We start from the raw sequence: 24,187 nt of genomic DNA, 5'->3' as shown, positions 1-24,187 counted from the left end.
CTTTCACGGTGTATAGGTGCCGGTGTGTGAGGATCGGTTCCACACACCGGCCGGGTGCTTCTCGCAAACCGGTGACGCTGAGGCGGGCGTTAACGTAGACAGTTTGTGAAAGGTGTGGGTAGCAGGTGGGACGGGAACCCTCACAAGGCTGGGCTGAGAATCCCTCAAGCGATGGTATCAGCCTTGCGCCAACCGGCGCATCACATGACAACGATTGCTGGTGGCGGTTGCTAGGATGAATAGGAACCCTGCCACCCCCAAGGAGTCTCCCATGCATTTCCTTTCCCCGGATTCCCCGTTCATGCGCGGGCTGAGCAACCTCATCGACGCCATCTGGATCAACATCCTGATGCTGGTGACCTCCATCCCCGTCGTCACGATGGGCGCGGCGCTTGCCGCGGGGCACGATGCCGCCCGCCGGTCCATACTCGGCGAAGGCCATGTGACAGTGAATTACTTCAGGGCGTTCAAAAACAATTTCCCCAAATCCACATTGGCATGGCTGATATTCGGGCCGATCGGGGCTGGGCTCGTGGCATCCTGGATCTTCCTGCAGATCACGCCGCTGCTTATCCCCAAATTCGCGTTCACGATCCTATGGGTCATCGGATTCGAATGGGTATGGGCGTTGCAGGCGCGCTTCGAGAACGGTTTCGGGCGCACCCTCGCCAACGCGTACATCTTCGGTGTCTCGCACATCGGCGTCACGGTGGGCATGGTGGCCATCGACGCGGTGTATATCGCGCTAATCGCGGTTTGCTGGCGGTACATGCCGCAGGGATTGTTCCTGTTGTTGCTCATGGGGTACGGCACGTGCGTGATGCTGCACATCCCGTTGCTGGAACGCGTATTCACCCCCTACACGAAGACCGTGGAAAGCGGCAGCCATGATGATGCGGATTGGCTCAACGGCGGCACGAAAGCCATACAAGAGGCGTAAAGACAGCAGTCGGTACGGCGCACGCCATGTATGATACGGCATGATGATGGCCGCCCGCTTCCGATTGGGAAGCGGGCGGCCATCATCGTTGCCAGCCCGGCACAGCCGGCTCACTCGCCGCGCATCACGGCAGCCAGCGACAGCACGCGTGGATTCTTGAACACCTCATCCGTATGGACCAGATTGCCATCGGCATCATGCAGTGGCACGCGCCAGTTGCAGTATTCCGTGCTGGTACCCGGCTGATTCTGGGTGTGGTGTTCGCCGGTGCCATCAACCAACGCTGCTTGTAGCAGCAGAGACGGAGCGTTGAGCAGCATTCGGTGCATCGCCTCGACGATTTCCTGCTCGTGGGCGGGAACATCCTGTGCTGCGTCGGCATCCAGCCAGCCACCGTCGACCAGCAGCTTGAGCATCGCATCGCGTTCGGCGCTTGCTGCCTTTTGGAACTCCTCCACGGGTTCGCTCAGCAGGTGCAACTCTTCGCGTAGCTTGACATGCTCGAACTCGAGATATCCGGCAGTTGGCGGCAAATCGTGCGTAGTGACGGAAGCCAGCGCGTACTTGCGGTACGTGGACGGGTCGGCGTACGGGTCGCCGGCGGTCGGGGAGTTGTTGACACGGGCGAACCATTCCACCACCGTGCCGAGCACGCCATGGTCGGCAAGCACTTGGGACACGTAGGCGGGAACCGTTCCGAGATCCTCTCCGATGACCATACCGCCTGCTCGGCTCGCCTCAATCGACAGTACGGCGAGCATTGCGCGGTAATTGTACGTGACATACGCTCCGCCCTTGGCACCTTCACCCTTTGGAATCCACCACAGGCGGAACAGGCCGAGCACATGGTCGATACGCACCGCACCCGCATGGGCGAACACATTATGCACCATCTCGCGGTAGACACGATAACCGGTGCGCTCCAGATATCGCGGGTTGAACGGCGGCTGGCCCCAATCCTGGCCTTGCTGATTGTAGAAGTCCGGCGGGCAGCCGACAGTGACGCTGCCGACCGCGAATCGTTCTGGATTCCACCACACGTCCACGCCGTACGCGTGCACGCCGACCGCCATATCCTGCATGAGACCGAGCGCCATGCCGGCATCCTTCGCGGCGGCCTGTGCCTGAGCAACCTGTTCGTCAGCAATCCATTGCAGCCAACGCTGGAAATCGAACAGATCCTGATGCTCGCGAACCAGTTCGGCGACTTCGGGCGAATCGCGATTCAGTGTCGAGAACCAGGGGTTCTTGTCCTCTTCCCAAGGCGCGCCCCACACTTCGAACGCCACACACCATGCGGCGAACGCATCGAGGTCCGGGCCGGCGGCCTTGACGAAGGCGTCGAACGCGGCCTGGCGTTCCGCAGAACGGCCGTGCTGGTAAATCACCCACAGCGCCTTGCGCTTGGCGGTCCAGGAAGCGTTGAGATCCAACGGATCCGGGTTGTCGTTGGCCGCCTTGACGCTGTCGTGCAGGGCGTCGACCTGTGCGCGAGCGTCGGGGTCGAGCTCGGCGTATTCTTCGATTTGCTGCGGGCGGATGTACGTGACATTGAGGAATCGGCGTGATTCCGGCAGATACGGTGAAGGTTCGATCGGCGGGATCGGGGTGCCCGCGTGAATTGGGTTGATTAGCATGAAATCGGCGCCCTGCTTGCCAGCGTCGTGCAGCAGTTCGCGCAGGTCACCGTAGTCGCCGACACCCCATGATTCCTTGGAACGCACGGAGTACATCTGGGTCATCCAACCCCAACGGTGGTGCTGCGCGACCGGCTCGGGAACGGGAATCCGCGCCGGGGCGCACAGGACCGTGGCGTCGGCGGACCGGTTGCCATCGGCTACATGGAGGGTGTGGTAGCCGGCCGGCAGGTTGCCTGGCATGGTCAGCGTGTAGGCGTGGGGAATCGCCGGATCCGCGTCGGCGTCCTTGATCAGCAGGGCGTTGAGATCGCCGTCATAGGCTTCGCCGTTTTCGAGGGTGAGCGACAGTTCGGGGGCCGCCGTGGCCGCATGGACCGGCACGCGGGTCGCGGCGCCTGAGAACACCACAACCGTCGGCGGCACCAGCTGGTCGCAGGAGGCACGGTGGAAGGTTTCCAGCGACGCTTCGATGGCGTCATCGCTGGAAGCATCGACACCGAGTGCGGCAAGCACGCTCACCAGCACTTCATCCCTGATTTCAACGTATGTGCCGAGCTGGTCGATATATGAGGTGGAAATTCCGCTTGCTTTGGCAAGCCTGATTAATGGCCGCGCGAGACGTTCCGGGCTTTCTTCCCGCCGGACGTCTTGGCTGGATGGCGACGATGCCGTCTGATCGGACATAATGCGCTCCTTCGCTCCTCTCGAGTATGCGATGACAGGTTCCTGCCGGCGGCTTTGACCGTCATTGGGACAGCCGCCGAATCTGGATATTGATATTTTAGCGCGTATTGAAATCGTTTGCAATATCTCGGTGGCGTTGAGATTGTTGATGAAAAGAGGGGGTTTGGTCTGGGGTACGGCGTATTTGGGCTTAGAATCTTACTATCGTTTGCAATCCTAATGAGAAAGACCCCACGCCCGGCGTGTCGCAGATGGAAACGACATGCGGGACGTGGGGCCTGACGGGTGTCACCGCAGGGACTGCCGCCCGGGACGGTGAGCGCCCGTCGCAAGCGCGTCACTGCAACGCGACCACCACAAAGGTACGTGCCGGTACGGAAAGCTCGGTGCCACCGGCGACCTGCGCCTTGCCATCGGCGGCACCCGCCGCCACATCCGTCGAATCGGCGATGACCGCCCAATGCCGTGTGGCATCAGCCGTATTCTGCGGCAACCTGACTGTCACACCATTCGTGGTGGGGTTCGCGCACACCGCCAGGTCGTCGCCAACCTGCGCTGCGATGACCTCCTCGGGGGAATCCAAAGCGATGCGTCGGCCGTCATAGAAGTCCGGGTGGGCTTTTCTCACCGCAATCAGTGTCCGGTACCATTCGATCAACGATGACAGGCGGGACGCCCTGCCCCAATCCAGCCAATTGAGCTCAGCGCTGCGGTCGAAGGAATTATCGCAACCGTACTTCGTGCGGGTGAACTCCTCGCCGGAGAGCATGAACGGCAATCCGGCGGACGTGAGCACAAGCCCGGCGGCGATCGCGTTGGCCGCGAGGATATCCTGCACATCCCCAGTCGCGTCATAATCGGCGTGTGCGGGGTCGTCGCGCATGGTCAGGCAGAGTTTGTCCCACAGCGTCAGATCGTCATGCGCCGACACATACTGGATGATTTGCCCGACCTGCTTGCCTTGAGCCTCGGTGCCGCGCCAGCCGTTGAGCGCGTGACGGACCAGTTCAGCGAATTCGGACGGCTGCCCGTTGACGTATCCGGGCTTGCGTCCGAGCATGACATTGCCTTTGATGGAGTCACGGCTTTCGTCGCAGAACCAGCCGATTCGCGCGTCCAGCAGCCTGCGTCCCTGTTTGTCCGCAAGTGTGAACGACGGTTCGGCATTCGTCTTGTCGGCGGACCACGGTTCACCGTACATGAGGATGGATTCGCCGCCCGGCAGTTTGTCCAGCTCTTTGCGCGCACGATTCAAGGTCTGCGTGTCCAGCAGGCCCATCAGATCGAAGCGGAATCCGTCCACATGGTACTCACGTGCCCAATATACAAGCGAATCCACGATGAACCGGCTGAACATCGGCCGTTCGCTGGCCATGTCGTTGCCGCAGCCCGAACCGTTGGCGAATCCGCCGGTATCGTCACGACGGCAGAAATACCCGGGGGCCATGCGCTCGAATTCGTTGTCGTTCTCGTACATGTGGTTGTAAACGACATCCATGATCACACGGATGCCCGCCCGGTGCAGCGCTGCAATCATCGACTTGCACTCGCGGATGCGGACGGCCCCGTCATACGGGTCGGTGCTATACGAGCCTTCCGGTACATCGTAAGTGACCGGGTCGTACCCCCAGTTGTAGGGGCTGCCAGTCGCCTCATCGACCGACCCGTAGTCGTAGAACGGCATGATTTGCACGTGGGTGACACCCAGACGCTTCAGATACGCGATGCCGGTGGGGAATCCGCCGGGCTGGTTGTCCAAGGTCGTATGCGCATCGGTGAACGCGAGGAACTTGCCGCGATGCCCTTTGGGGAATCCGCCGTGCGGGTCGTTGCTGAAATCGCCGACATGCGTCTCCCAAATCACGGTTTGGGAAGCGGGAATGTCGGGGGAGCGGTCGGACAGCCAACCGTCGGGATTGGTCGAATCGAGATCGACGACCATGCTGCGTTCGCCGTTGACGCCGCTCGCCTTGGCCCACGGGTCGGCGGTGCGGATGGTGACCGTGCTTTCGGCGGCGTTGATGATGGCGTCGCTGGGCACGTTGCTGACCGCGGATGCCGGGAAGGTCAGCATGTAGTCGTAGTAGGTCCCAGCGAGCCGCTCGGCGCTGCGATACTGCCAAGCCCCATCCTGGGCACGTTCCAGCGCGACGGTCGCCGACGGGCCGTCCTTTGGATCGCTGGTACTGAACAATCGCAATGTGACTGCAACCGCGGAAGGCGACCACACGGTGAAGACCGTGCCGTGGTCAAGCAGCTGAGACCCGAGCGGGCCTGCGTAATCAGGCCACGATGTTTCGGCAAAAGACATGAGTTCCCCTTGTGATACCGGGTGTCTGCCCCTGAACGGGGTATGTCCGGTCAAGATTGAATGGTGTGTGTGATGCGCGGCTGTTGGCCGCATACGAAAGGGGACGGCCCGGAGCCTGAATGCCCCGGATCCGTCCCCTTGATTGGTATTGCCGGGAATCAGCCCTTGACTGCGCCCGACATGGACTCCTGGTAGAAGCGCTGCATGACGATGAACAGAATCGCAATCGGGATGGAGACGCACACTGCGCCGGCGGCGAAGCGGGCGTACCACTGATTGATGTATTCCTTCTGCAGCATCTGCCACAGACCCAGAGCGACAGTGAAGTTGTCCTGGGTACGGGCGATTGCCTTCGCCATGACGAAGTCGAGCCACGGGGTCAGGAAGCCGATAATCGCCTGGTACACGATCATGGGCTTGCAGATCGGGATGATGATTTTGGTGAACACCTGCCACTTGGTGCAGCCGTCCAGGTAGGCGGCCTCGTCAAGCGACATCGGGATGGTGTCCATGTAGCCCTTCATGACGTAGAAGCCTGCGCCTGAACCCGCCGAGTAGACGAGAATCAGGGCGATGATCACGAATCCGCCTTCCGTCAGGCCGAAGGCCTTCAGGATGAAGTAGATGGCGATGACGGCCATGATGGACGGGAACATGCCCAGAATGAGGGCGATGTTCATGAAGGTCTTACGTCCGCGGAAGCGCAGACGGGACATGCAGAAGGACACGGACAGCACGAAGAACAGCGAGATGATGCACACGAAGATGGCGATGACCAGCGTGTTGAGGAACATGCGCGGGAAGTTCATCACGTCGGTCTCCGTGAACAGCTGCACGTAGTTGTGGAACGTGTACTTCGTTGGGAAGAACGTGCTCTGGTACGGCTGTGTGTTCTTGTTGAAGCTTTCGAGGAACACCCACACGATCGGCATGAGCCAGATGACGGCCATGACGGTCAGGAAGATGTAGGCGACGACATCGCCGGCGATACGGCGCTTGTACGAATTGCCCTTGGCCTTCTTGGCGACTGTGGTGTCAGAAGTTGGATTACTCACCGGAAGCCCTCCTCATTCTTGTACGAACCGGAGCTGCGGTAGGTCAGCAGCGAGACCACGGCAAGGACGATGAACGTCATGATGCCGATGACCGCACCCAGGTTGTAGTTGTTCTTGTCGACCGTCAGCTTGTACAGCCAGGTGATCAACAGATCGGTCTTGCCTGCGGACGCGCCGACCGGGGTCGGTTCGCCGCCTGTGAGCAGGTAGATCACGTTGAAGTTGTTCACGTTGCCTGTGAAGGTGGTAATCAGGTACGGTGTGAGCACGAAGAAGATGTACGGCATGGTCACGTTGCAGAACCGCTGCCACCAGTTGGCGCCATCGATTTCAGCCGCCTCGTACAGTTCGGTCGGCACGTTCTGGAGAATACCGGTGATCTGCATGATGGTGTACGGAATACCAATCCACAGGTTGATCACGATAACCGTGACGCGGGCCCATGTGGCGTTCGACAGCCACGGCAGCGGACCGCTGATCCAGCCCCAGCTTTCCAGCAAGCGGTTGATCGCGCCGTCACGCTGGAGCATGGTGTGCATAACCAGCAGGGACACGAACTGCGGCACTGCGATGGACATCGAGAAGCATGCGCGCCAGAAGGCCTTGCCCTTGATGGTCTTGCGCTCGATGATCATGGCCATGAACATACCGAGGAAGAAGTTCAGGAAGGTGGCGAAGAACGCCCAGATCAGCGTCCATGCGAGCACCGAGAAGAACAGCTTGGCGTTCACGTCGCCGCCGCTGTTGCCGAGCACGGTGCCGAAGTTCTTCAGGCCTACCCAGGAGAACAGGACCGTGTGGTTCTGGTCGTAGCTGGTGAATGCCATGGAGATCATGAACACCAGCGGCAGGATGGTGAAGACCACGATGCCTAGGGTCGGCAGGAACATCAGGCCGACGTGCGCGTTCTGGTCGAACAGGGAACGCAGGTCCTGGCCGATGGTGTTCGGACGCTCGCCGTTCTTGATGGCGACCTGTGCCTTGTACGCGCTGCGCAGGGACAGGGAGGCAAGCAGGATGAGCAGAAGCAGCACGAACACGCTCATGACGCCGTACAGCAGGATGATGACCGAGTTGTCGCCGGCCTGGTAGACCCAGAAGCCGTTGACCTTGACCTTGGTCTGCTTGGCGGTGCCCAGTGTTGTGAGCTTGCCCAGATAGGTGCCGCCTTTGTTGATCAGGTACAAGATGATAAGCACTTCACTGGCCAAGAACGCCAGACCCTTGACGATTTGCTTGCGGGCGAGATTGCCGAGGCCGAAGATGAAGAGTGAGAGGCGTGTCAGGACATCCCCGTTCTTCCACGCCACGGAGAATCTGTATGGTGACGGCTGAAGACCATCAGAGTTGCTGCGCTTACGCTTGCGCACTCTGCGTCCCGCCGCGGCTGTCGCAGTTGTCATGCGGACGACCTTTCGATTGTTTGATGGGTACTATGCAAGACGCCCCGCCCCGCAAAGCCGGGGGCGGGGCGTCTTGCAGACACTGTTACATTATTCGCTTACGCGAGCCTGCTCACTTGGAGCTGCTGCTGGCGGAAGCGATGTTCTTGTAGCCGTCGAGCCAAGCCTGAGCCTTCGCCTGAGCGTTGCCAGCGTTCACATCGCCGTTGACGATGGCGGTGCCGAAGGTCTTGCACGGATCCCAGAAGTTGCCCATCGCGGCGATGGTCGGCTGCAGGGTCGAGGTGTTCGCGATGGTGTCGTTCTGAGCCACGGCAGCCGGATCGTTCTTGTAGGTCGAAGCCAGGGACTTGTCGGTCGGGACGATCTGACGCATGGTGTAGTGGGCCTTCTGAGCCTCGGTGGAGCCGAGGTAGGTGGCGAACTCAGCAGCAGCCTGCGGATACTTCGAGTTCGGGTTGAAAGCGACTGCCTTGGAGCCGTAGAACGCCTTCATCTGGTAGGTTTTGCCACCGGAGGTGGTGAAGGAAGGCAGCTGGGCTGCGGCGTAGTTGTCACCGAGGGCCTTCTTCACGTCAGAAGCGGACCAGGTGCCGGAGAAGATGGCGTCCACGGTGCCGTTCTGCATGGCGGCGAGGCCGGCGCCCTCGTCGTTGTCTACGACGAAGTTCGGGTTCTTGACCAGGTCAACGAGGTACTTGGTGACGTCGGTCGCGGCGGCGGAATCCATCTTCACGCCGTCCTTGGCGGTGGCGCTGTCCTTGCCGAACAGGGTCATGCCAGCGCCGGTGTAGAAGGCCGGCAGGTACCAGGAGTTACCGAGGTTGAAGGAAACCTTGCCCTTCTGGAGCATGGTGTCGAGGGACTTGATGTCGTCAGACGAGAACTTGGACTTGTTGTAGTACATGAAGTAGGTGTTGCCGGTGAACGGAACGCCGTAGATCTTGCCATCGGTGCCGGTGACGGACTTGATGACAGCCGCGTCGTCCTGCTTCTTGATCTGTGCCTTGGCGTCATCGGAAACCTCGCCGATTGCCTGGGCGTCGATCAGGGTACCGAGCTGATCGTTCGAGAACATGTAGACATCGGCTGCGGCGGACGGATCCTGCTTGACGGTCGTGCCTGCGTCACCTTCGGAGACCACTGCGTTCTTCCACGTGATCTTGTACTCCGGGTGAGCCTTCTCGAACTGCTTTTCCATGGTGGGCAGCCAGGAGCTGGACTTCGCCTGATCCTCGGACGGGCCCCACACGGTCAGCTTGATTGCCTGGGTGCTCTTCGCTGCAGTGCCGCCATTGTTGCTGGAACCGCAGGCGCTCGCTCCGAGCAGCATCGCCACAGCGGCGGTGACGCCCAGAATCTTCTTCATGTATGTCATCCTTGACCTCCTAAAATTCCGCCCCGCTTTCGCGGAGCGAGTGTGTTTTCGGTGCAGCGGTCCGCACCCGGCCTTCTGCCCCTTCGGGCTATCTGACCGGATGCACGCCCGCTCACCGAAGTGGGCGGATTGTTGCGTACCTCCGAACCACAACACAGTATACATGGATTTGCATACGTTCGCAAAAAACGATGCAAATTTCACGGTTTCGCGTGTCTTTTTGCGGTGGGGACCCGGCGAAATGATTTTGGTACAACGGTTACGGGTTGATATTATGCGGTTTTTGACTCCTTCTGAGATGTCTGCACCGTCTGCGGGTGTCGAAGTGCATCTCGTGTGCTAGCGTTTGCTGAACTACTGAACACAGTGGTGCAACAGACACAGACGGGTGCGTGCTGGTAAGGCGCATCCCCAAGCGTGCGCAGCGTCGCATACGCGGCATCCGCCCTTGTACCGGCAAGGCAGACAGGCCGGATGGCGGAAGCCAGAAAGAAGGGAACGACATGACGACAACATTCACGCGGCCGGCATGGCTGGATACAGCCGTGTTCTACGAAATCTACCCGCAGAGTTTCTGCGACACGAACGGCGACGGCATCGGCGACATTCCCGGCATCACCGGCAAGCTCGACTACATCGCCTCGCTGGGGTGCAACGCGTTATGGATCAACCCCTGCTATGACTCGCCTTTCAAGGACGCCGGGTATGACGTGCGAGACTACCGCAAGGTCGCCCCGCGTTACGGTACCAACGACGATCTGGTCGAGCTGTTCCGCCAGGCGCATGCGCGCGGCATCCACGTGCTGCTCGACCTTGTGCCCGGGCACACCAGCGAGGAACATCCGTGGTTCAAAGAAAGCCAGCGCGCCGAACGCAACGAGTACTCCGACCGCTACATCTGGACCGACAGCGCGTTCGAAGGTTACTCGATGCCGTTCATCGGCGGGGAAAGCGAACGCAACGCCACATATATCCTGAACTTCTTCAAATGCCAGCCTGCACTGAACTACGGCTTTGCGAAGCGTGACCGGCGGTGGCAGTCCTCCACCGATTCGGCCGCGGCGAAGGCTACGAGGGACGCGATGGTGGACGTCATGCGCTTCTGGCTTGGGCTCGGCTGCGACGGATTCCGCGTCGATATGGCGAACTCGCTGGTCAAAAACGACGGTGAGGACAAGCCGGAGACTATCAAGGCATGGCAGGAGATGCTCGGCACCATCAAATCCGAATTCCCACAGGCGGCTTTCGTCTCCGAGTGGGGTGTGCCCGAACAGGCCCTGGAAGCCGGTTTCGATATGGACTTCTACCTCGACTGGCGTTTCGGCGGCAATCCGAACGGCTACAACCTGCTCGCGCGGAACACGGACAATGCGCTCGACACCGCGGATGACCACAGCTATTTCAGTGCCAAGGGCGGCGGAAGTGTGCAGGAGTTCCTCAGCCAGTACATCCCGCAGTATCAGGCGATCCGCGGCAAAGGGTATTTCTGCTTCATCACCTGCAATCACGACACGCCGCGTCTCGCGCCGCGTCTGACCAAACGTGAGCAGCAGGTGGCGTTCGGTATGTTCCTGACCATGCCGGGCGTGCCGTTCATCTATTACGGCGACGAAATCGGCATGCGCTACCGCGATCTGCCGACCAAGGAAGGCGGGTACGCGCGCACCGGCAGCCGCACGCCCATGCAGTGGGACAGGTCGAAGAACATGGGATTCTCCAGCGCGGACTCGGATTCGCTCTACCTGCCGGTCGACCCGGCTGAGGATGCGCCGAACGTGGCCGAACAGGAGCGGGAGACCGATTCCATGCTCGCATGGGTGCGCGCTCTGCTGTCGTTGCGTGCCGACCATCGCGCGTTGCGGGCCAAGGCGCCGCTCGTCGTGCTCGCCCAACCCGAGCAGGGGCGGTCCTTCGCCTACTCGCGGGTGGCGGAAGACGGTTCGGAGCGTCTCGTCGTCGCGATGAACCCGGGGCTGAATGCCGAAACGATCACCGTCCCCGCGCAAGGCGATAAGGCCAATGACCCGACCGTGCTGCTGTGTCTGGGCAATGCGCAGGCGCGCGGTAGCGAAGTGACCTTGGGGCCGCAGAGTTTCGTGATTGTACACGTGTGACGGTTGCTTGGTTGTTTGCGACCGTTCGGCTGTTATTGGCCGTTTGATCGTCCGATTGTGGGCGGATGCGCAGGTCCCGGCGGTATGCTGCACAGTTCGGCCAGTGTGCCAGCGTGGTCTGGCGCATGGTGCCGTTCGGACCTAACATGCATCCGCCCGCCGTCATTCCACAAAACCGCCCATATACGCGTCATGGCATCATTGTTCTGCGTACAATGGCAGGAAAACCGGTTGAATTGAAGCGGGCCGTCACGACGTCCGTCATCTGGTGGGTACTGCAAAGCACATGATTTGGAGGAGCGAGGAGCGTGACTATGCGATACGAGGTGGTGCTATTCGACCTGTACGGGACATTGATTGACATCCACACGGACGAACAGGCGGCGAAGCCGTGGCAGGAGTTGTGGGAGTTCCTCGACGCCACGGGCGCCCATTACGATGACGCAGCCCATTTGAAGGCGAGTTTCGACCAGCTCAATGCGGTCAACGTTCAGGAAGCGCGCAAGGGCGCGGAACACCCTGATTGGGTGGAACCAGACGTGCTTCCGGTCTTCCAGCGTTTGTATGCGGCCGGCGGTTCGATGGCTTCGCCGCAGCTCGCTGCGAAGGCCGCGTGGGTGTTCCGCAAGGCCAGTACCAGCAAGTTCGGCCTGTACCCCGGCGCCCTCGAGATGCTCGGCAAACTGCGTGAAGCCGGCATTCGCACTGTGCTCGCCAGCAATGCGCAAGCTTGCTATACGCGTCCTGAAATCGAGGTGACCGGACTGAACAAGGCCCTCGACCGCATTGTCATCTCCAGTGAGGAAGGCATGCGCAAGCCATCGCCGAAGTTCTTCCTGCGCGCGTTGGAGTACGAGTACACGACGCCTGACCGCGCGCTGATGGTCGGCAACGAGGAGCGGTGCGACATCCAAGGTGCTGCCTCTGCAGGCATCGACGGGGTCTACTTGCACACCGCGATTTCGCGCCAGGACGATCCTGAAATCTGCGAACAGGCGGTGCTTTCCCTCAACGGCGCCGATTACGGTGCGCTGACCGCTTTTGTGCTCGGCGAGTGAAAACGCCGCATTTGCAGACGGCCTCCAGTACTGTATGGGATAATGTCCCCCAGTTGCCGGCGGCCGTGGCATTCAGGCCACGCCGCCGGAGTCATGGACACGACTGACGGATAGGTGGTGCAAACCGGATATGGAAGACACCGTGACGGAGGAGTACGCGGACAATCAGGCGGCGCGCGGAGGGCGTAACCGCCGGCGGGGAATGACGACATTCCGCGTGAAAACCGTCGGGTGGCTGTTTGTGCTTCTTGCCACCATCGGCACGACCATCCTGCCGTCCATGCTCGGGTATCAGCCCGGATCCGACGACATGGTCGCGATGACGGTTCTGGTCATCTGCGAAGTGGTCTCCTGGACCGCCGTGCCCCTGTACGCGTGGTTGCTGGTGCAAGGGTATCGCCACACGCATAGCGTCGTGCAATACGGGATACGTCTGCTGGCGCTCGCCATCATCTCCGAAGTTCCATACGATATGGCGACATCTGGCAAAGTCTGGGATATGAACTCGCAGAACCCGGTGTTCGCGCTGATGATCGCGCTGATCGTGATCGCGGCGGTCGACTGGGTGCGCAAGAACCTACAAGGTGTGGCGAAATGGGCTGCCATCGTGCTGGTTGCCGCCGCAGGGCTCGCCTGGGCGCTGCTCCTGCATGTCGGTCTGCGCCAAGGCATGTTCAATATGGGTGTGCTGCTCATCGGCATGGCGTTGGTGTTCTACGCGTTGGACGCGCACGAGAACACGATGATGATGACCGCAGGTGTGCTCGGGGCGGTGTTCTTCATCATGCCGGCGGTCGGCGTGGCGATGCTGCACACGCGGCGCGACGAACTGGGGTACGGCCATCCGTGGACGAAGTGGGTGTTCTACGCGTTGTACCCGGTGACGTTGCTGTTGTGCGCGCTGCCGGTGATGTGAGCTGCCGGTGGTGTGAACCGCCGAGCTGCGCTGCCGTTACTTCTTGAACACGGCGTCTGACCCGCGCAGCACCAACTGGGGCTGTATTGTCTCGTGCGGGTTGTCCAACGGTTCGTCGGCGATGAGCTTGAGCGCCTTCATGGCGGCGTTTCGTCCCATATCGCGCGGATTTTGCCGCATGGTGGTCAGATTGATCGTGTCGGCGTACGGGCTATCGTCGAAGCCGATGATTGAGTAGTCCTTCGGCGTGAAGTGGCCGTAATGCTCGAGCTTGAGCACCAGCGGAATGGCCATCATGTCCATCTGGCAGCAGATGGCATCCGGGAATTCGTCGAGCGCAAGCAGCGCCGTGAGCGCGGAATCGGCGAACGCACGGCCGCGGGGGACGGACAATACCTGCCATTGCAAGTCGTGATTGTGCTCGGCGGCCTTGCACGCGCGTATGAATCCGCGCCCGCGGTCGTCGATGCTTGATGTGATGCCTTTGGCAGGTTCCGAGCACGTGTACACGATGTGACGGTGCCCGAGATTGATTAGATGCTGGGCCGCCATGAACATGCCCTCTTCGTCATTGATGCTGACGGAGGCGTCGAAATTCGAGGCGGACGGTGTGTTGATGCCGATGATCGGGACGTGGATGCGTTTGAGCTGTTCGACCTCGTAAGGGTCGATGGAGAACGAGTTGACGAATACGGCGTCGACGTTGCGGCGGACCGGCAGAGTGGTGAAGAACTCCTTGCGGTTCTCGGCTGTGTCGATGTGCTGAAACAGGGAGATGTCATATCCGGCATCGTGAAGGATGTCGTTGATTCCGGCGAAGACTTCGGTGTTGAACCAGCTGGTGATTTCCTCGTTCATCAGGAGCGCGACACGGTATGCCTGACCGGTTTTCAGAGCGGTGGCGGAGCGGGAGATGTTGAAGTCCAGCTTGTCCGCGGCACTGAGCACTTTCCGTCGGGTTTTCTCTGATACCAGTTCTGGGCGCGTGAAGGCGCGCGAAACCGTTGAGATGGATACTCCCGCCACTTTGGCGACATCTCGAATGCCAGCTTTTGCCATTCCTGCCCCTTTGCTTCATGCTCGTGCCATCAAGATTCAACGCTGATTCCGTCTCGCAATTGTACAGCTGTTTCATAATATTTGCAAACGTTGTCAGCTTCGGCGCCGATGATTGCGCCACCATCTTTCAAAAATCGCGAGAAAGCACGAATTCTCTGAGAATTCACCAAGAGTTGGGATGCCCTTCGACTGTGCGAACGTTGCCCGATGCTTTGCCGGCATAGCGTGCAATCGGAACGAAAACCGAGTGAACAACCACATGGCTCGCAGGCGAACGAACAGGGGCCTGCCGCGGTTTTCGTCGAGGAAAGGAAAAGAAGTGAAACGACATGCAATCATCACCGGGACGGTGGCGGCCATCACCGCCATCGCCACGGCAGCGGCTCTGCCAACACTTGCCCTTGCACAAGACGGAAAGAGCGCTGAACAACTTGCGCAGCATGGCGCCGCGCAGCGCATCGCGACCGCAGGCGCCGCCAATGCGAAGAATGTAATCCTGTTCATCGGCGACGGCATGGGTGATTCGGAAATCACCGTCGCCCGAGACTACCTCAAGGGTGCCAACGGGTCCTTCGACGGACTCGACAAGATTGGTCAGCCCAACCTGTCGGGCGCCAAGGAGAACGGCACTGGCCAGTACACCACCTTCTCTCTCGGTGGCAGCAGCAAGGATGCGGGCAAGCCTGTGGTCACGCCGGTGACCGATTCCGCCGCATCAGGTTCTGGCTGGGCGACCGGCACCAAGACCTACAACAACGCAGTATCCGTGGATTCCTCGCAGAACCCGCAGCTCAACCTCATCGAGCTGGCCAAAGCCAAGGGATTGGCGACCGGTAATGTGACCACCGCGGAAATCCAGGACGCCACCCCGGCAGTGCTGGAATCCCACTCCACCCAGCGCTCCTGCTACGGTCCGCAAGGCAAGACCGACGGCAGCTCAGACGATTCCGCCAAGCGCTGCGATGTCGCCCAGCTCAAGCAGAACGGCGGCATCGGTTCCATTTCCGAGCAGTTGCTCGACACGCGGGCTGACGTAACCATCGGCGGCGGCTTCAAGTACTTCAACCAGACCGCTCAGGCCGGTGAATACGCGGGCAAGACGCTGTGGGAACAGGCCAAAGAGCGCGGTTACCAGACTGTCGAAAACGATGTGAACGCGTTCGCGGCTCTCTCCTACAAGGAGAACCAGCCGGTTCTCGCTCTTCTGGGCGACGGCAACCTGCCTACCCAATTCAATGACACGCCGGCGCTGACCCAGAAGCTCACTGAGCAGCGTGGCGCCATCCAGTGCTCCACGAATCCGAGCTGGTTGGGCAACAAGAACGCTGCCGGTAACTCCGCATCGCTTGCTGACATGACGGACAAGGCGATCGATCTGCTCCAAGCCAACCCGAAGAGCTCGAGCAACGGCTTCTTCCTGCAAGTCGAAGGCGCGTCCATCGACAAGCAGGATCACGCCGCCAACGCTTGCGGCCAAATCGGCGAAACCGACGACCTCGACAAGGCGATCTCCGCTGCGCTGAAGAAGGTCGATCTGTCCAACACCTTGATCATCGTCACCGCTGACCACGCGCATACGAGCCAGATCGTCGGCGAGCCGCCGGCCTACGCGCTCAGCACCATCCTCAAGTCTCCGGTTGATGGCGCCCAGATCGTCGTGTCTTACGGCACCGCGACCGTCACCGATCCGGATGCGGAGGACGCTTCCAGGGGATACAACGACGGTGGCATGGAGCACACCGGCACCCAGCTGCGCATCGCGGCTTCCGGCCCCGGCGCGTCTCGCGTCGACGGCTTGACGGATCAGACCGACAATTTCTACACCATCGCCAAATCCCTTGGACTCGCGGCCGATACTGACGCGCAGAACGCGCTGTCCTCCAACGCCAAGGTTTCCGTCAAGGACGGCGTGGCGAAGGTCGCCGGGTTCAACGGCGACGCAGTGCTCGGCTACCAGCTGCAAGACACGGAAACCGGTGCCGTGCTCGCCTCATCGAACGATGACACCCCGGTCTCCGGAGTGCGCGTCGCCACCGGTGAGACCACGACCATCGACTTCAACGGCGTCAAGGGCTTCGACCCGAGCGCATCGACCTACACGCTGACCGTCACCGGCAAGCAGTCCGGCACGAAGATCGCGACCGAGTTCGGTCTCACCGGCAACGGTGCAAGCAACGTCGTGATTGCGCCGAAGACTGGTGACAAGGCTGGTAACAAGGCCCAGCAAGCCGGGTTGGGCGGCGCCTTGGTGGGTGCCCTCGGCCAAACCGGTACCCGCATCCTCGGCACGGTGATGATGGCGCTTGCGCTCGCCGTCGCCGGTGGTTTGCTCGCCGCATGGCGCCGCGGCATATTCGCTCGGAAGTAAGCCCTGCGGCGGTGTCAGCGGTGGCGCCGCCAAAGAGCTCCGGCGAATGCCGCGATAACTGAATAGGGAGTCCCCGCATGTCCTTCGGTGTGTTGTGGCTGCTGCCGCTGTCCCCGGAGGGCATTCGGGTCGGCCGATTGGCTGGACTGGCCTTTCGCGGGTCGGGTTTGGCGAGTACGGCAGGCTCGAAATCATCCGGATGCCCTGTCGGGGCTCCGTGGGGAATCTCTGAATCCTTCTTCTCATATTCCTAGTGTGTGACGTCCTTCGGGGCGAACAACGCCGGCAGGTCCGCGATTGCGCGGGCGGCCGGCGTTTGTTGTTAGGGGGAGCTGGTCTGGCCCGTTTCAGGCATGCGTGTTGTTGGCTTGCTGACGGCATCGGTGTGGCTCGCTTGCATGGGCGGAAAAAATTTTCGTGACATGTGGGAATAAAAGTCGACCATTCAAAGTTGAGTGATGTAGGCTCAAGTTTTGGAAGCATCCAACGGCACGGCCTCCGGGCGGTGCCGATTGAGCGAAGACGTAGATAACAGAACAACAAAGGAGAACATATGGGACGCGCAGTTGGTATCGATTTGGGTACGACAAACTCCTGCATCGCAACGCTGGAAGGCGGTGAGCCCACCGTCATCGAGAACGCGGAAGGTGCTCGCACCACCCCGTCGGTGGTCGCCTTCAGCAAGTCAGGTGAGATTCTGGTTGGCGAAGTCGCCAAGCGCCAGGCCGTCACCAATGTCGATCGCACCATCAGCTCCGTCAAGCGCCATATGGGCACTGACTGGACGGTTGAGATCGACGGCAAGAAGTGGACCCCGCAGGAGATTTCCGCGCAGATCCTGATGAAGCTCAAGAGGGACGCCGAACAGAAGCTCGGCGAGCCCGTCACCGACGCCGTCATCACCTGCCCGGCGTACTTCAACGACGCCCAGCGTCAGGCCACCAAGGACGCCGGCAAGATCGCAGGCCTCAACGTGCTGCGTATCATCAACGAGCCGACCGCCGCGGCACTGGCCTACGGCCTCGAGAAGGGCAAGGAAGATGAACGCATCCTGGTCTTCGACCTCGGCGGCGGCACCTTCGATGTCTCCCTGCTGGAAATCGGCAAGGACGACGACGGCTTCTCCACTATTCAGGTGCAGGCCACGAACGGCGACAACCACCTCGGCGGCGACGATTGGGATCAGAAGATCATCGATTGGCTCGTCGGCGAAGTCAAGAACAAGTACGGCGTCGACCTGAGCAAGGACAAGATCGCGCTGCAGCGGCTCAAGGAAGCCGCCGAACAGGCCAAGAAGGAACTGTCCAGCGCCACCAGCACGCAGATCTCCATGCAGTACCTGGCCATGACGCCTGACGGCACCCCGGTTCACCTCGACGAGACGCTCACCCGTGCGCACTTCGAGGAAATGACCTCCGACCTGCTCAACCGTTGCCGCACGCCGTTCAACAACGTGCTGTCCGACGCGGGCATCTCCGTGAGCGACATCAACCATGTCGTGCTCGTCGGCGGTTCCACCCGTATGCCGGCCGTCAAGGAGCTCGTCAAGGAACTCACCGGCGGCAAGGAAGCGAACCAGTCCGTCAACCCGGATGAGGTTGTCGCAGTCGGCGCTGCCGTGCAGTCCGGCGTCATCAAGGGCGACCGCAAGGACGTCCTGCTCATCGATGTGACCCCGCTGAGCCTCGGTATCGAGACCAAGGGCGGCATCATGACCAAGCTCATCGACCGCAACACCGCCATCCCGACCAAGCGTTCCGAGATCTTCTCGACCGCCGAGGACAACCAGCCGAGCGTGCTCATTCAGGTCTATCAGGGCGAGCGTGAATTCGCCCGTGACAACAAGCCGCTGGGCACCTTCGAGCTGACCGGCATCGCTCCGGCCCCGCGTGGCGTCCCGCAGATCGAGGTCACCTTCGATATCGACGCCAACGGCATCGTGCACGTGTCCGCCAAGGACAAGGGCACCGGCAAGGAGCAGTCCATGACCATCACCGGCGGCTCCGCCCTGCCGAAGGACGAGATCGACCGCATGGTCAAGGAAGCGCAGGCTCACGAGGCCGAGGACAAGAAGCGCAAGGAAGAGGCCGAGACCCGCAATCAGGCCGAATCCTTCGCCTACTCCACCGAGAAACTCGTCAACGACAACAAGGCCAAGCTGTCCGACGATGTGGTCAAGGAAGTCACCGAGAAGGTCAACGCCCTCAAGGAAGCCCTGAAGGGCGACGACATCGAGAAGGTCAAGACCGCCCAGAGCGAGCTGATGACCTCCGCGCAGAAGATTGGCCAGGCGCTGTACGCCCAGCAGGGCGCTGAAGGTGCCGCTGGTGCCGCTGGTGCAGGTGCCGCCGGTGCAGCAGGCCAGGCTTCCGGTGCGGCTTCGTCCTCCGACGACGACGTGGTTGACGCCGAAGTCGTGGACGATGACGACGACAAGAAGGACAACAAGTAATGTCCGACTTCAACAAGGACGATTACCTCAAGGACCTGCCGGATGTCGACTCGCTCAACGGCGAGGGCGCGTCCGGCCAGGCCGGAGGATCGCATGAGCAGAACGCGTCGGCATCCGCGGGCGGACAGTCCGTAGGTGCCGGCAGTGCCGCCGATCAGCCGCACGAGCAGGCATCGGACACCGCCAAGGCGGGCAGCGCAGCGTCGTCAGACGCCAAGTCTGCCGCAGATGAAGACGGCAAGAAGCAAGCCGCGCAACCTGCGCAAGATGACGCGCAGCATGCTTCCGCCGGTGCTGCCGACAACGGCAAGGACGGCGACGCCGACCATGATAAGGACGGCTCCCTGACCCCTCTGGGCCAGGCGAAGAAGGAAGCCGCCGAATACTTGGAGGCGTTGCAGCGTGAGCGGGCGGAGTTCATCAACTACCGCAACCGCATGAACAAGGAGCGCGAACAAAGCCGCCAATACGGCATTGTGGACGTGCTCACCTCGCTACTGCCGGCGTTGGACGATATCGACCGAATCCGTGAACACGGGCAGATGGACGATTCGTTCAAGGCCGTCGCCACCAAGATCGACAAGACCTTCGCCAAATTCGGCGTCGAGAAATTCGGCGAGAAAGGCGAGGATTTCGATCCGACCAAGCATGAGGCGGTCCTGCAGAAGCCGGATCCCGAAGCCAAGAAAGAGACAGTAGACACCGTCGTCGAGGCGGGGTACCGAATCGGCGATCGCGTCGTGAGGGCGGCCCGCGTCGTGGTGTCCATGCCTCAGAACTGACCGAAGTGGCGGGAACCATACTCCCGCCATGCCGGTCGCCGTGCATCCCGCGGGTGGCACCATACGCTTCCTGACAGATGCGGCCGACGGCCGGATATACGTTCGCCGGGCCGCGCCAATCCAGCTCAACGGATTGGCGCGGCCCGGCATCAAACAAGCAAACATTACACGTGTGGAACAACAGGAGCGGAAACGCAATCACGTACCGCGCAAATCTATGGGGATTGGAGGCATAGATGGCTGAGAATGAATGGCTGAGCAAGGATTTCTACAAAGTCCTCGGTGTCTCCAAGGACGCCAGCGAAGCCGATATCACGAAGGCGTACCGCAAGCTGGCGCGCAAATATCATCCTGATCTGAACAAGACCAAGGAAGCGGAGGAGAAGTTCAAGGACATCTCCGAAGCGTACGACGTACTGAGCAACAAGGATCAGCGTCAGAAGTATGACGCGATCAGGCAGTTCGGTATGGGTGGTGCGAGGTTCGCCGGCGGCTCCGGGCAAGGCGGATTCGACGCGTCCGGATTCTCCGACATCTTCGGGTCAATGTTCGGAGGTGGTTCCGGCAACGGAGGCACGCGCATCCGGTTCTCGACATCCGGGGGCGGCCAGCCGAATATGGACGATATCTTCTCAATGTTCGGCGGCGGTGCAGGCGCCGGCGCAGGTTCGCCGTTCGGCGGGGCGCGCAGCGAATACCAGGAGACGCCTCGCCCGCAGCAGGGTGCCGACCGCAAGTCGAGGATCACCCTGACCTTCCGTCAAGCGGTCAAAGGCGCCACGGTCTCCTTGCGCGTGGACGGCAAGCAGTTCAAGACCCATGTGCCGGCGGGCGTCGAAGATGGGCAGAAGATTCGTATCCCCGGCAAAGGCAAGCCGGGACTGTACGGCGGCAAGCCGGGCGACATGTACCTCACCGTCCATGTCAAGGCGGATCCGAAGTTCTCGCTGCGTGGCCACGACATCGTCATGGACCTGCCGATCAGCGTCGGCCAGGCGGTGTGCGGCGGCAAAATCAGCGCGACGGATATTGACGGCAATGACGTGATGTTCAAGGTGCCTGCCGGTTCCTCGAGCGGCACGGAAATCAGGCTCAGTGGACATGGCGTTCCCGGGCATGACGGCGATTTGGTCGCTCGCGTGCAGATCCAGGTGCCGTCGAAGCCGGGTCTGGGCATCAAACACGCGGCGAAGGAATTCGACTCCGCGACTGGCGATTTCGTGGACAAACTCGCCGAAGGACGCTGAGACGTTGACATTGATATGTGCCGATGCGTGGCGATACGTGCGGCACATACCGACTCGTAATGAAGAGAGGAATTATGGCACGGGTGACACCACAAGTGCGCGCGCTGTACGACATGTGCGCGATAGCGCTGGTCGAAGGCCGTGCCGACCTCGATGGCGCGGACGATGTGGGTTTCGATATCGACATGCCGCTGTTCACCGTCGGGCATACCGCGCAGCTCGCGGACATGCACCCGCAGACGCTCCGGCAGTACGACCGACTGGGGCTGGTCACGCCGCAACGTACGGAAGGCGGCGCCCGCCGGTACTCGCTGCGCGACATCCACCGGCTGGTTCAGGCGCAGCGGCTCAGCCAGGATGGAGGCGTCAATCTGGCCGGTGTCGCGCGGATTCTGGAGCTTGAAGAGGAAAACCGCCAATTGCGCCGACAGAACAAACGGTTGCGTGAGCCGAAGGATTCCAGTATCTTCGCAGCTGACGCGGATGGTGGCATCATGCAAGTGAAGCGTTCACGACGTGCCCGTATGTGGCGGCGCGATATTCACGAGGACACCCGTGCATTGCCGTCAAGCGGGACGGACGCGCAACGCTCCGCATCGCGATCCATGGTCATCTGGGGGTACCGGTAAACCCGTGCCCATGACCGTACCGCGGGGGAAATCCCGCGTGCCGCTTACGCGTCGAATGCCGGTGACGGCCCCGGCAATTCAATCGTGCATCTACCGCATGCCCACTTGGGTGTGCGGTTTTTTGTTGTGTCTGGGCGGGGCGCAGAGGCATCGGGTGTGTAGAGGCGTTTGAGGGCGGCGCGAATCCCGGGTGGTTTCGGGAGATTGTCTTGAGATGGGCTAGTGGCTGATGATGTCCCGGTTTGGCGTGGGAGTTTGTGCAGCCATGGGATGGTGTGCGGTGATGTCCCGGATTTGTGTGGGAGTTTGTCACGGATGTGCTGATTGGGCGGTGTTCTCCCGTTTTGGGCTTCTGGGGTGCTTTTCTTGAATCGCGGATTTCCAACGTTCTTGTTGGGAGTTTGTCCGGTGGATGACCGATTCCCTGCAATCTCCCGCGCTCGATGTGGGAGTTTGTGCGGGGATTGGGAAAATCCGTCAGTTCTCCCGGAAGAATTACGCCTGCAAGGCTTTGTGCGAGGCTGCTGTCCATGCCGATGGCTCCTGCGCGCTCTGACAGCTTAACCGAACCAGCTTCTACGTGCCATATGAGAAGATGGCGACGGTGGGTTGCCCGGGCAATGTCCCGCAGGCGGCCGCGCATCCGCACGACTTTTTACGAGTGAGGCAGACATGTTGAAAGCAGTGTTCTGGGATATGGACGGCACGCTTATCGACTCAGAACCGTACTGGCATGAATCCGAGCTGCGTCTCGCGGCCGCGCACGGCGGGTACTGGGACGAGGATCTCGCTTGGCAGGGCTCCGGAACCCCCGTGCCCCAAGTCGCCCGGCAGATGATTGAACGCGGGACGGCGCTGACGGTTGAGGAAATCTCCAAAGGCATGGTTGATTATGTCGCCCAGCAGGAGCGTCTGCGCATGCCTTGGATTCCGGGCGTGTTGGATGTACTGCGCTCGCTGGCGGCGGCGCGAATCCCCTCGGTGCTGGTGACCACATCGCCGCGCAATCTTGCACAAAACCTGGTCGCGCAGGCGCCGGAGGGCGTGTTCGCCGGCTATATCTGCGGGGATGATGATGTCGCGAAGAAGCCAGATCCGGCGCCTTACCTTGCGGCAGGGAAGTTGCTTGGCATCGGGGCGGATATGATGCCGTACTGCGTTGCCGTCGAAGATTCGATGAGCGGTCTGCGTTCGGCCGCCGCATCCGGGGCGACTACCATCGCCCAGACTGGATATATGCGGGCGGATACGTCCAACGGACCGCAGTATGCGTCGATACGCGGCTATCAGGGAGTCACCACCGAAACGTTCGAACGGTTCGTGCGGGAACGTGTGGCTGGGGCGTCCGGAGCGGCTGGAATGTCCGGGGCGGCCGGGGCGGCTTCGAATCCGCGCTAGGCTTGGAATCAGGAGGTTTGCTGTCGAGTAACGCGGAGGTGACCATATGCGAGTGGTGCCGTTGTCATGGATGGATGTCGTCGCCGTCGTGGCGGCGCTGGTGTTGTGTGGTCTCATTGGTTTCGAGCGCGAGGTGCGGCGCAAGGACGCGGGAATCCGCACGCATATTCTGGTCGGTCTGGGCAGCTGCCTGTTCGCCATGGTGTCGATTGAGGGTGTGCCGGCGGTCGTCGGAGCTTCTGTCACTTGGGATGCTTCGCGTATCGCCGCTCAGGTGGTGACGGGTATCGGATTCCTCGGTGCAGGCGTGATTTTCTTCAACCACGATACGATTCGCGGGTTGACTACCGCATGCGCGATTTGGATTGCGGCGGCTGTGGGCATGGCGTGCGGGGCAGGGATGTTCCCGCTGGCGTTACTGATTACGGGACTGTATTTCGTGGTGGTGCTGGCGATTGCGCCTTTTGTGGTCTGGGCGCTTAAGCGCGACCGCGACTACGTGATTCGGGTCACTTACCAGGACGGCAAAGGTGCTTTGCGTCAAGCCTTGTTGATCGCCGCGCGGCATGGGTTCGAGACGCAAGTCGTCTCCACGCACGATGTCGACGGGGATTCATGGCAGGGTGCTGCGGTCGAACTGCGGCTTGCCGGCAACAAAAGCGATCTGCACGACTGCATCGGCGATATCGCGCAAGTCGACGGCGTGCGCGACATCGACGTCCTCTCCCGCGACGACTGACGGGCGGCCACGAT

Annotated in this window: 17 protein-coding genes; 11 read left to right on the top strand and 6 right to left on the bottom strand. The window is 61.0% G+C overall.

Annotation, left to right across the window (positions count from 1 at the left end):
* Positions 1-271 precede the first annotated feature (271 nt).
* The gene (locus ACZ41G_RS07910) at positions 272-940 is read left to right on the top strand and encodes a DUF624 domain-containing protein (protein WP_044098697.1); all 669 of its coding nucleotides are present in this window, start codon (positions 272-274) and stop codon (positions 938-940) included.
* 110 nt (positions 941-1,050) lie between these two features.
* Here the strand turns inward: ACZ41G_RS07910 and malQ are convergent, their stop codons facing one another.
* The 5 genes from malQ to ACZ41G_RS07885 all read right to left on the bottom strand — a co-directional run bounded on the left by malQ (position 1,051) and on the right by ACZ41G_RS07885 (position 9,411).
* Entirely contained in the window at positions 1,051-3,264 is a 2,214-nt protein-coding gene (gene malQ, locus ACZ41G_RS07905) for a 4-alpha-glucanotransferase (RefSeq protein ID WP_441482382.1), read from the bottom strand.
* Positions 3,265-3,601: 337 nt separating this feature from the next.
* A complete protein-coding gene (gene pulA / locus ACZ41G_RS07900; RefSeq protein WP_412171373.1) occupies positions 3,602-5,575 on the bottom strand; it encodes a type I pullulanase in 1,974 nt (657 codons plus the stop codon).
* A 158-nt stretch (positions 5,576-5,733) separates the two neighbouring features.
* Positions 5,734-6,630: a sugar ABC transporter permease gene (locus ACZ41G_RS07895; RefSeq protein WP_033507067.1), complete on the bottom strand. Its 897-nt coding sequence runs from the start codon at positions 6,628-6,630 to the stop codon at positions 5,734-5,736.
* Complete coding sequence (locus tag ACZ41G_RS07890; RefSeq protein WP_464145203.1) at positions 6,627-8,033, bottom strand: carbohydrate ABC transporter permease; 1,407 nt, start codon at positions 8,031-8,033, stop codon at positions 6,627-6,629. Before ACZ41G_RS07890 ends, ACZ41G_RS07895 begins: the two co-directional genes overlap by 4 nt.
* Before the next feature lie 112 nt (positions 8,034-8,145).
* Positions 8,146-9,411: an extracellular solute-binding protein gene (locus ACZ41G_RS07885; protein ID WP_412171371.1), complete on the bottom strand. Its 1,266-nt coding sequence runs from the start codon at positions 9,409-9,411 to the stop codon at positions 8,146-8,148.
* 503 nt (positions 9,412-9,914) lie between these two features.
* Here ACZ41G_RS07885 and ACZ41G_RS07880 point away from each other — a divergent pair.
* From ACZ41G_RS07880 to ACZ41G_RS07870, 3 genes are all read left to right on the top strand, one after another.
* Complete coding sequence (locus tag ACZ41G_RS07880; RefSeq protein ID WP_033507073.1) at positions 9,915-11,525, top strand: alpha-amylase family glycosyl hydrolase; 1,611 nt, start codon at positions 9,915-9,917, stop codon at positions 11,523-11,525.
* A gap of 314 nt (positions 11,526-11,839) precedes the next feature.
* Positions 11,840-12,583, top strand: a complete 744-nt coding sequence (locus ACZ41G_RS07875) for an HAD family hydrolase (protein ID WP_321046611.1) — start codon at positions 11,840-11,842, stop codon at positions 12,581-12,583.
* Between the two features lie 130 nt (positions 12,584-12,713).
* The gene (locus ACZ41G_RS07870; protein WP_321046612.1) at positions 12,714-13,499 is read left to right on the top strand and encodes a TraX family protein; all 786 of its coding nucleotides are present in this window, start codon (positions 12,714-12,716) and stop codon (positions 13,497-13,499) included.
* Positions 13,500-13,535: 36 nt separating this feature from the next.
* On the opposite strand, the gene ACZ41G_RS07865 is transcribed toward ACZ41G_RS07870, so the two are convergent.
* A complete protein-coding gene (locus ACZ41G_RS07865; RefSeq protein WP_033507078.1) occupies positions 13,536-14,558 on the bottom strand; it encodes a LacI family DNA-binding transcriptional regulator in 1,023 nt (340 codons plus the stop codon).
* Between the two features lie 319 nt (positions 14,559-14,877).
* Between ACZ41G_RS07865 and phoA the strand changes: the two genes are divergently transcribed.
* The 7 genes from phoA to ACZ41G_RS07830 all read left to right on the top strand — a co-directional run bounded on the left by phoA (position 14,878) and on the right by ACZ41G_RS07830 (position 24,173).
* Complete coding sequence (gene phoA / locus ACZ41G_RS07860) at positions 14,878-16,926, top strand: alkaline phosphatase (protein WP_412171370.1); 2,049 nt, start codon at positions 14,878-14,880, stop codon at positions 16,924-16,926.
* A gap of 553 nt (positions 16,927-17,479) precedes the next feature.
* Positions 17,480-19,378: a molecular chaperone DnaK gene (dnaK, locus tag ACZ41G_RS07855; protein ID WP_033507082.1), complete on the top strand. Its 1,899-nt coding sequence runs from the start codon at positions 17,480-17,482 to the stop codon at positions 19,376-19,378.
* Positions 19,378-20,160, top strand: a complete 783-nt coding sequence (gene grpE, locus ACZ41G_RS07850) for a nucleotide exchange factor GrpE (RefSeq protein ID WP_412171369.1) — start codon at positions 19,378-19,380, stop codon at positions 20,158-20,160. Before dnaK ends, grpE begins: the two co-directional genes overlap by 1 nt.
* 236 nt (positions 20,161-20,396) lie before the next feature.
* Positions 20,397-21,407 carry a DnaJ C-terminal domain-containing protein gene (locus ACZ41G_RS07845; RefSeq protein WP_464145200.1) on the top strand — a complete coding sequence of 337 codons (1,011 nt, stop codon included), beginning with the start codon at positions 20,397-20,399 and terminating at the stop codon, positions 21,405-21,407.
* A 74-nt stretch (positions 21,408-21,481) separates the two neighbouring features.
* Complete coding sequence (locus tag ACZ41G_RS07840; protein WP_321047096.1) at positions 21,482-22,036, top strand: heat shock protein transcriptional repressor HspR; 555 nt, start codon at positions 21,482-21,484, stop codon at positions 22,034-22,036.
* Between the two features lie 672 nt (positions 22,037-22,708).
* Positions 22,709-23,434 carry an HAD family hydrolase gene (locus ACZ41G_RS07835; RefSeq protein WP_441482195.1) on the top strand — a complete coding sequence of 242 codons (726 nt, stop codon included), beginning with the start codon at positions 22,709-22,711 and terminating at the stop codon, positions 23,432-23,434.
* Positions 23,435-23,480: 46 nt separating this feature from the next.
* Complete coding sequence (locus tag ACZ41G_RS07830; protein WP_441482196.1) at positions 23,481-24,173, top strand: MgtC/SapB family protein; 693 nt, start codon at positions 23,481-23,483, stop codon at positions 24,171-24,173.
* Positions 24,174-24,187: the final 14 nt, after the last annotated feature.

This window comes from Bifidobacterium porcinum (assembly GCF_055378475.1).
This window is presented reverse-complemented; position numbering and strand designations above follow the sequence as displayed.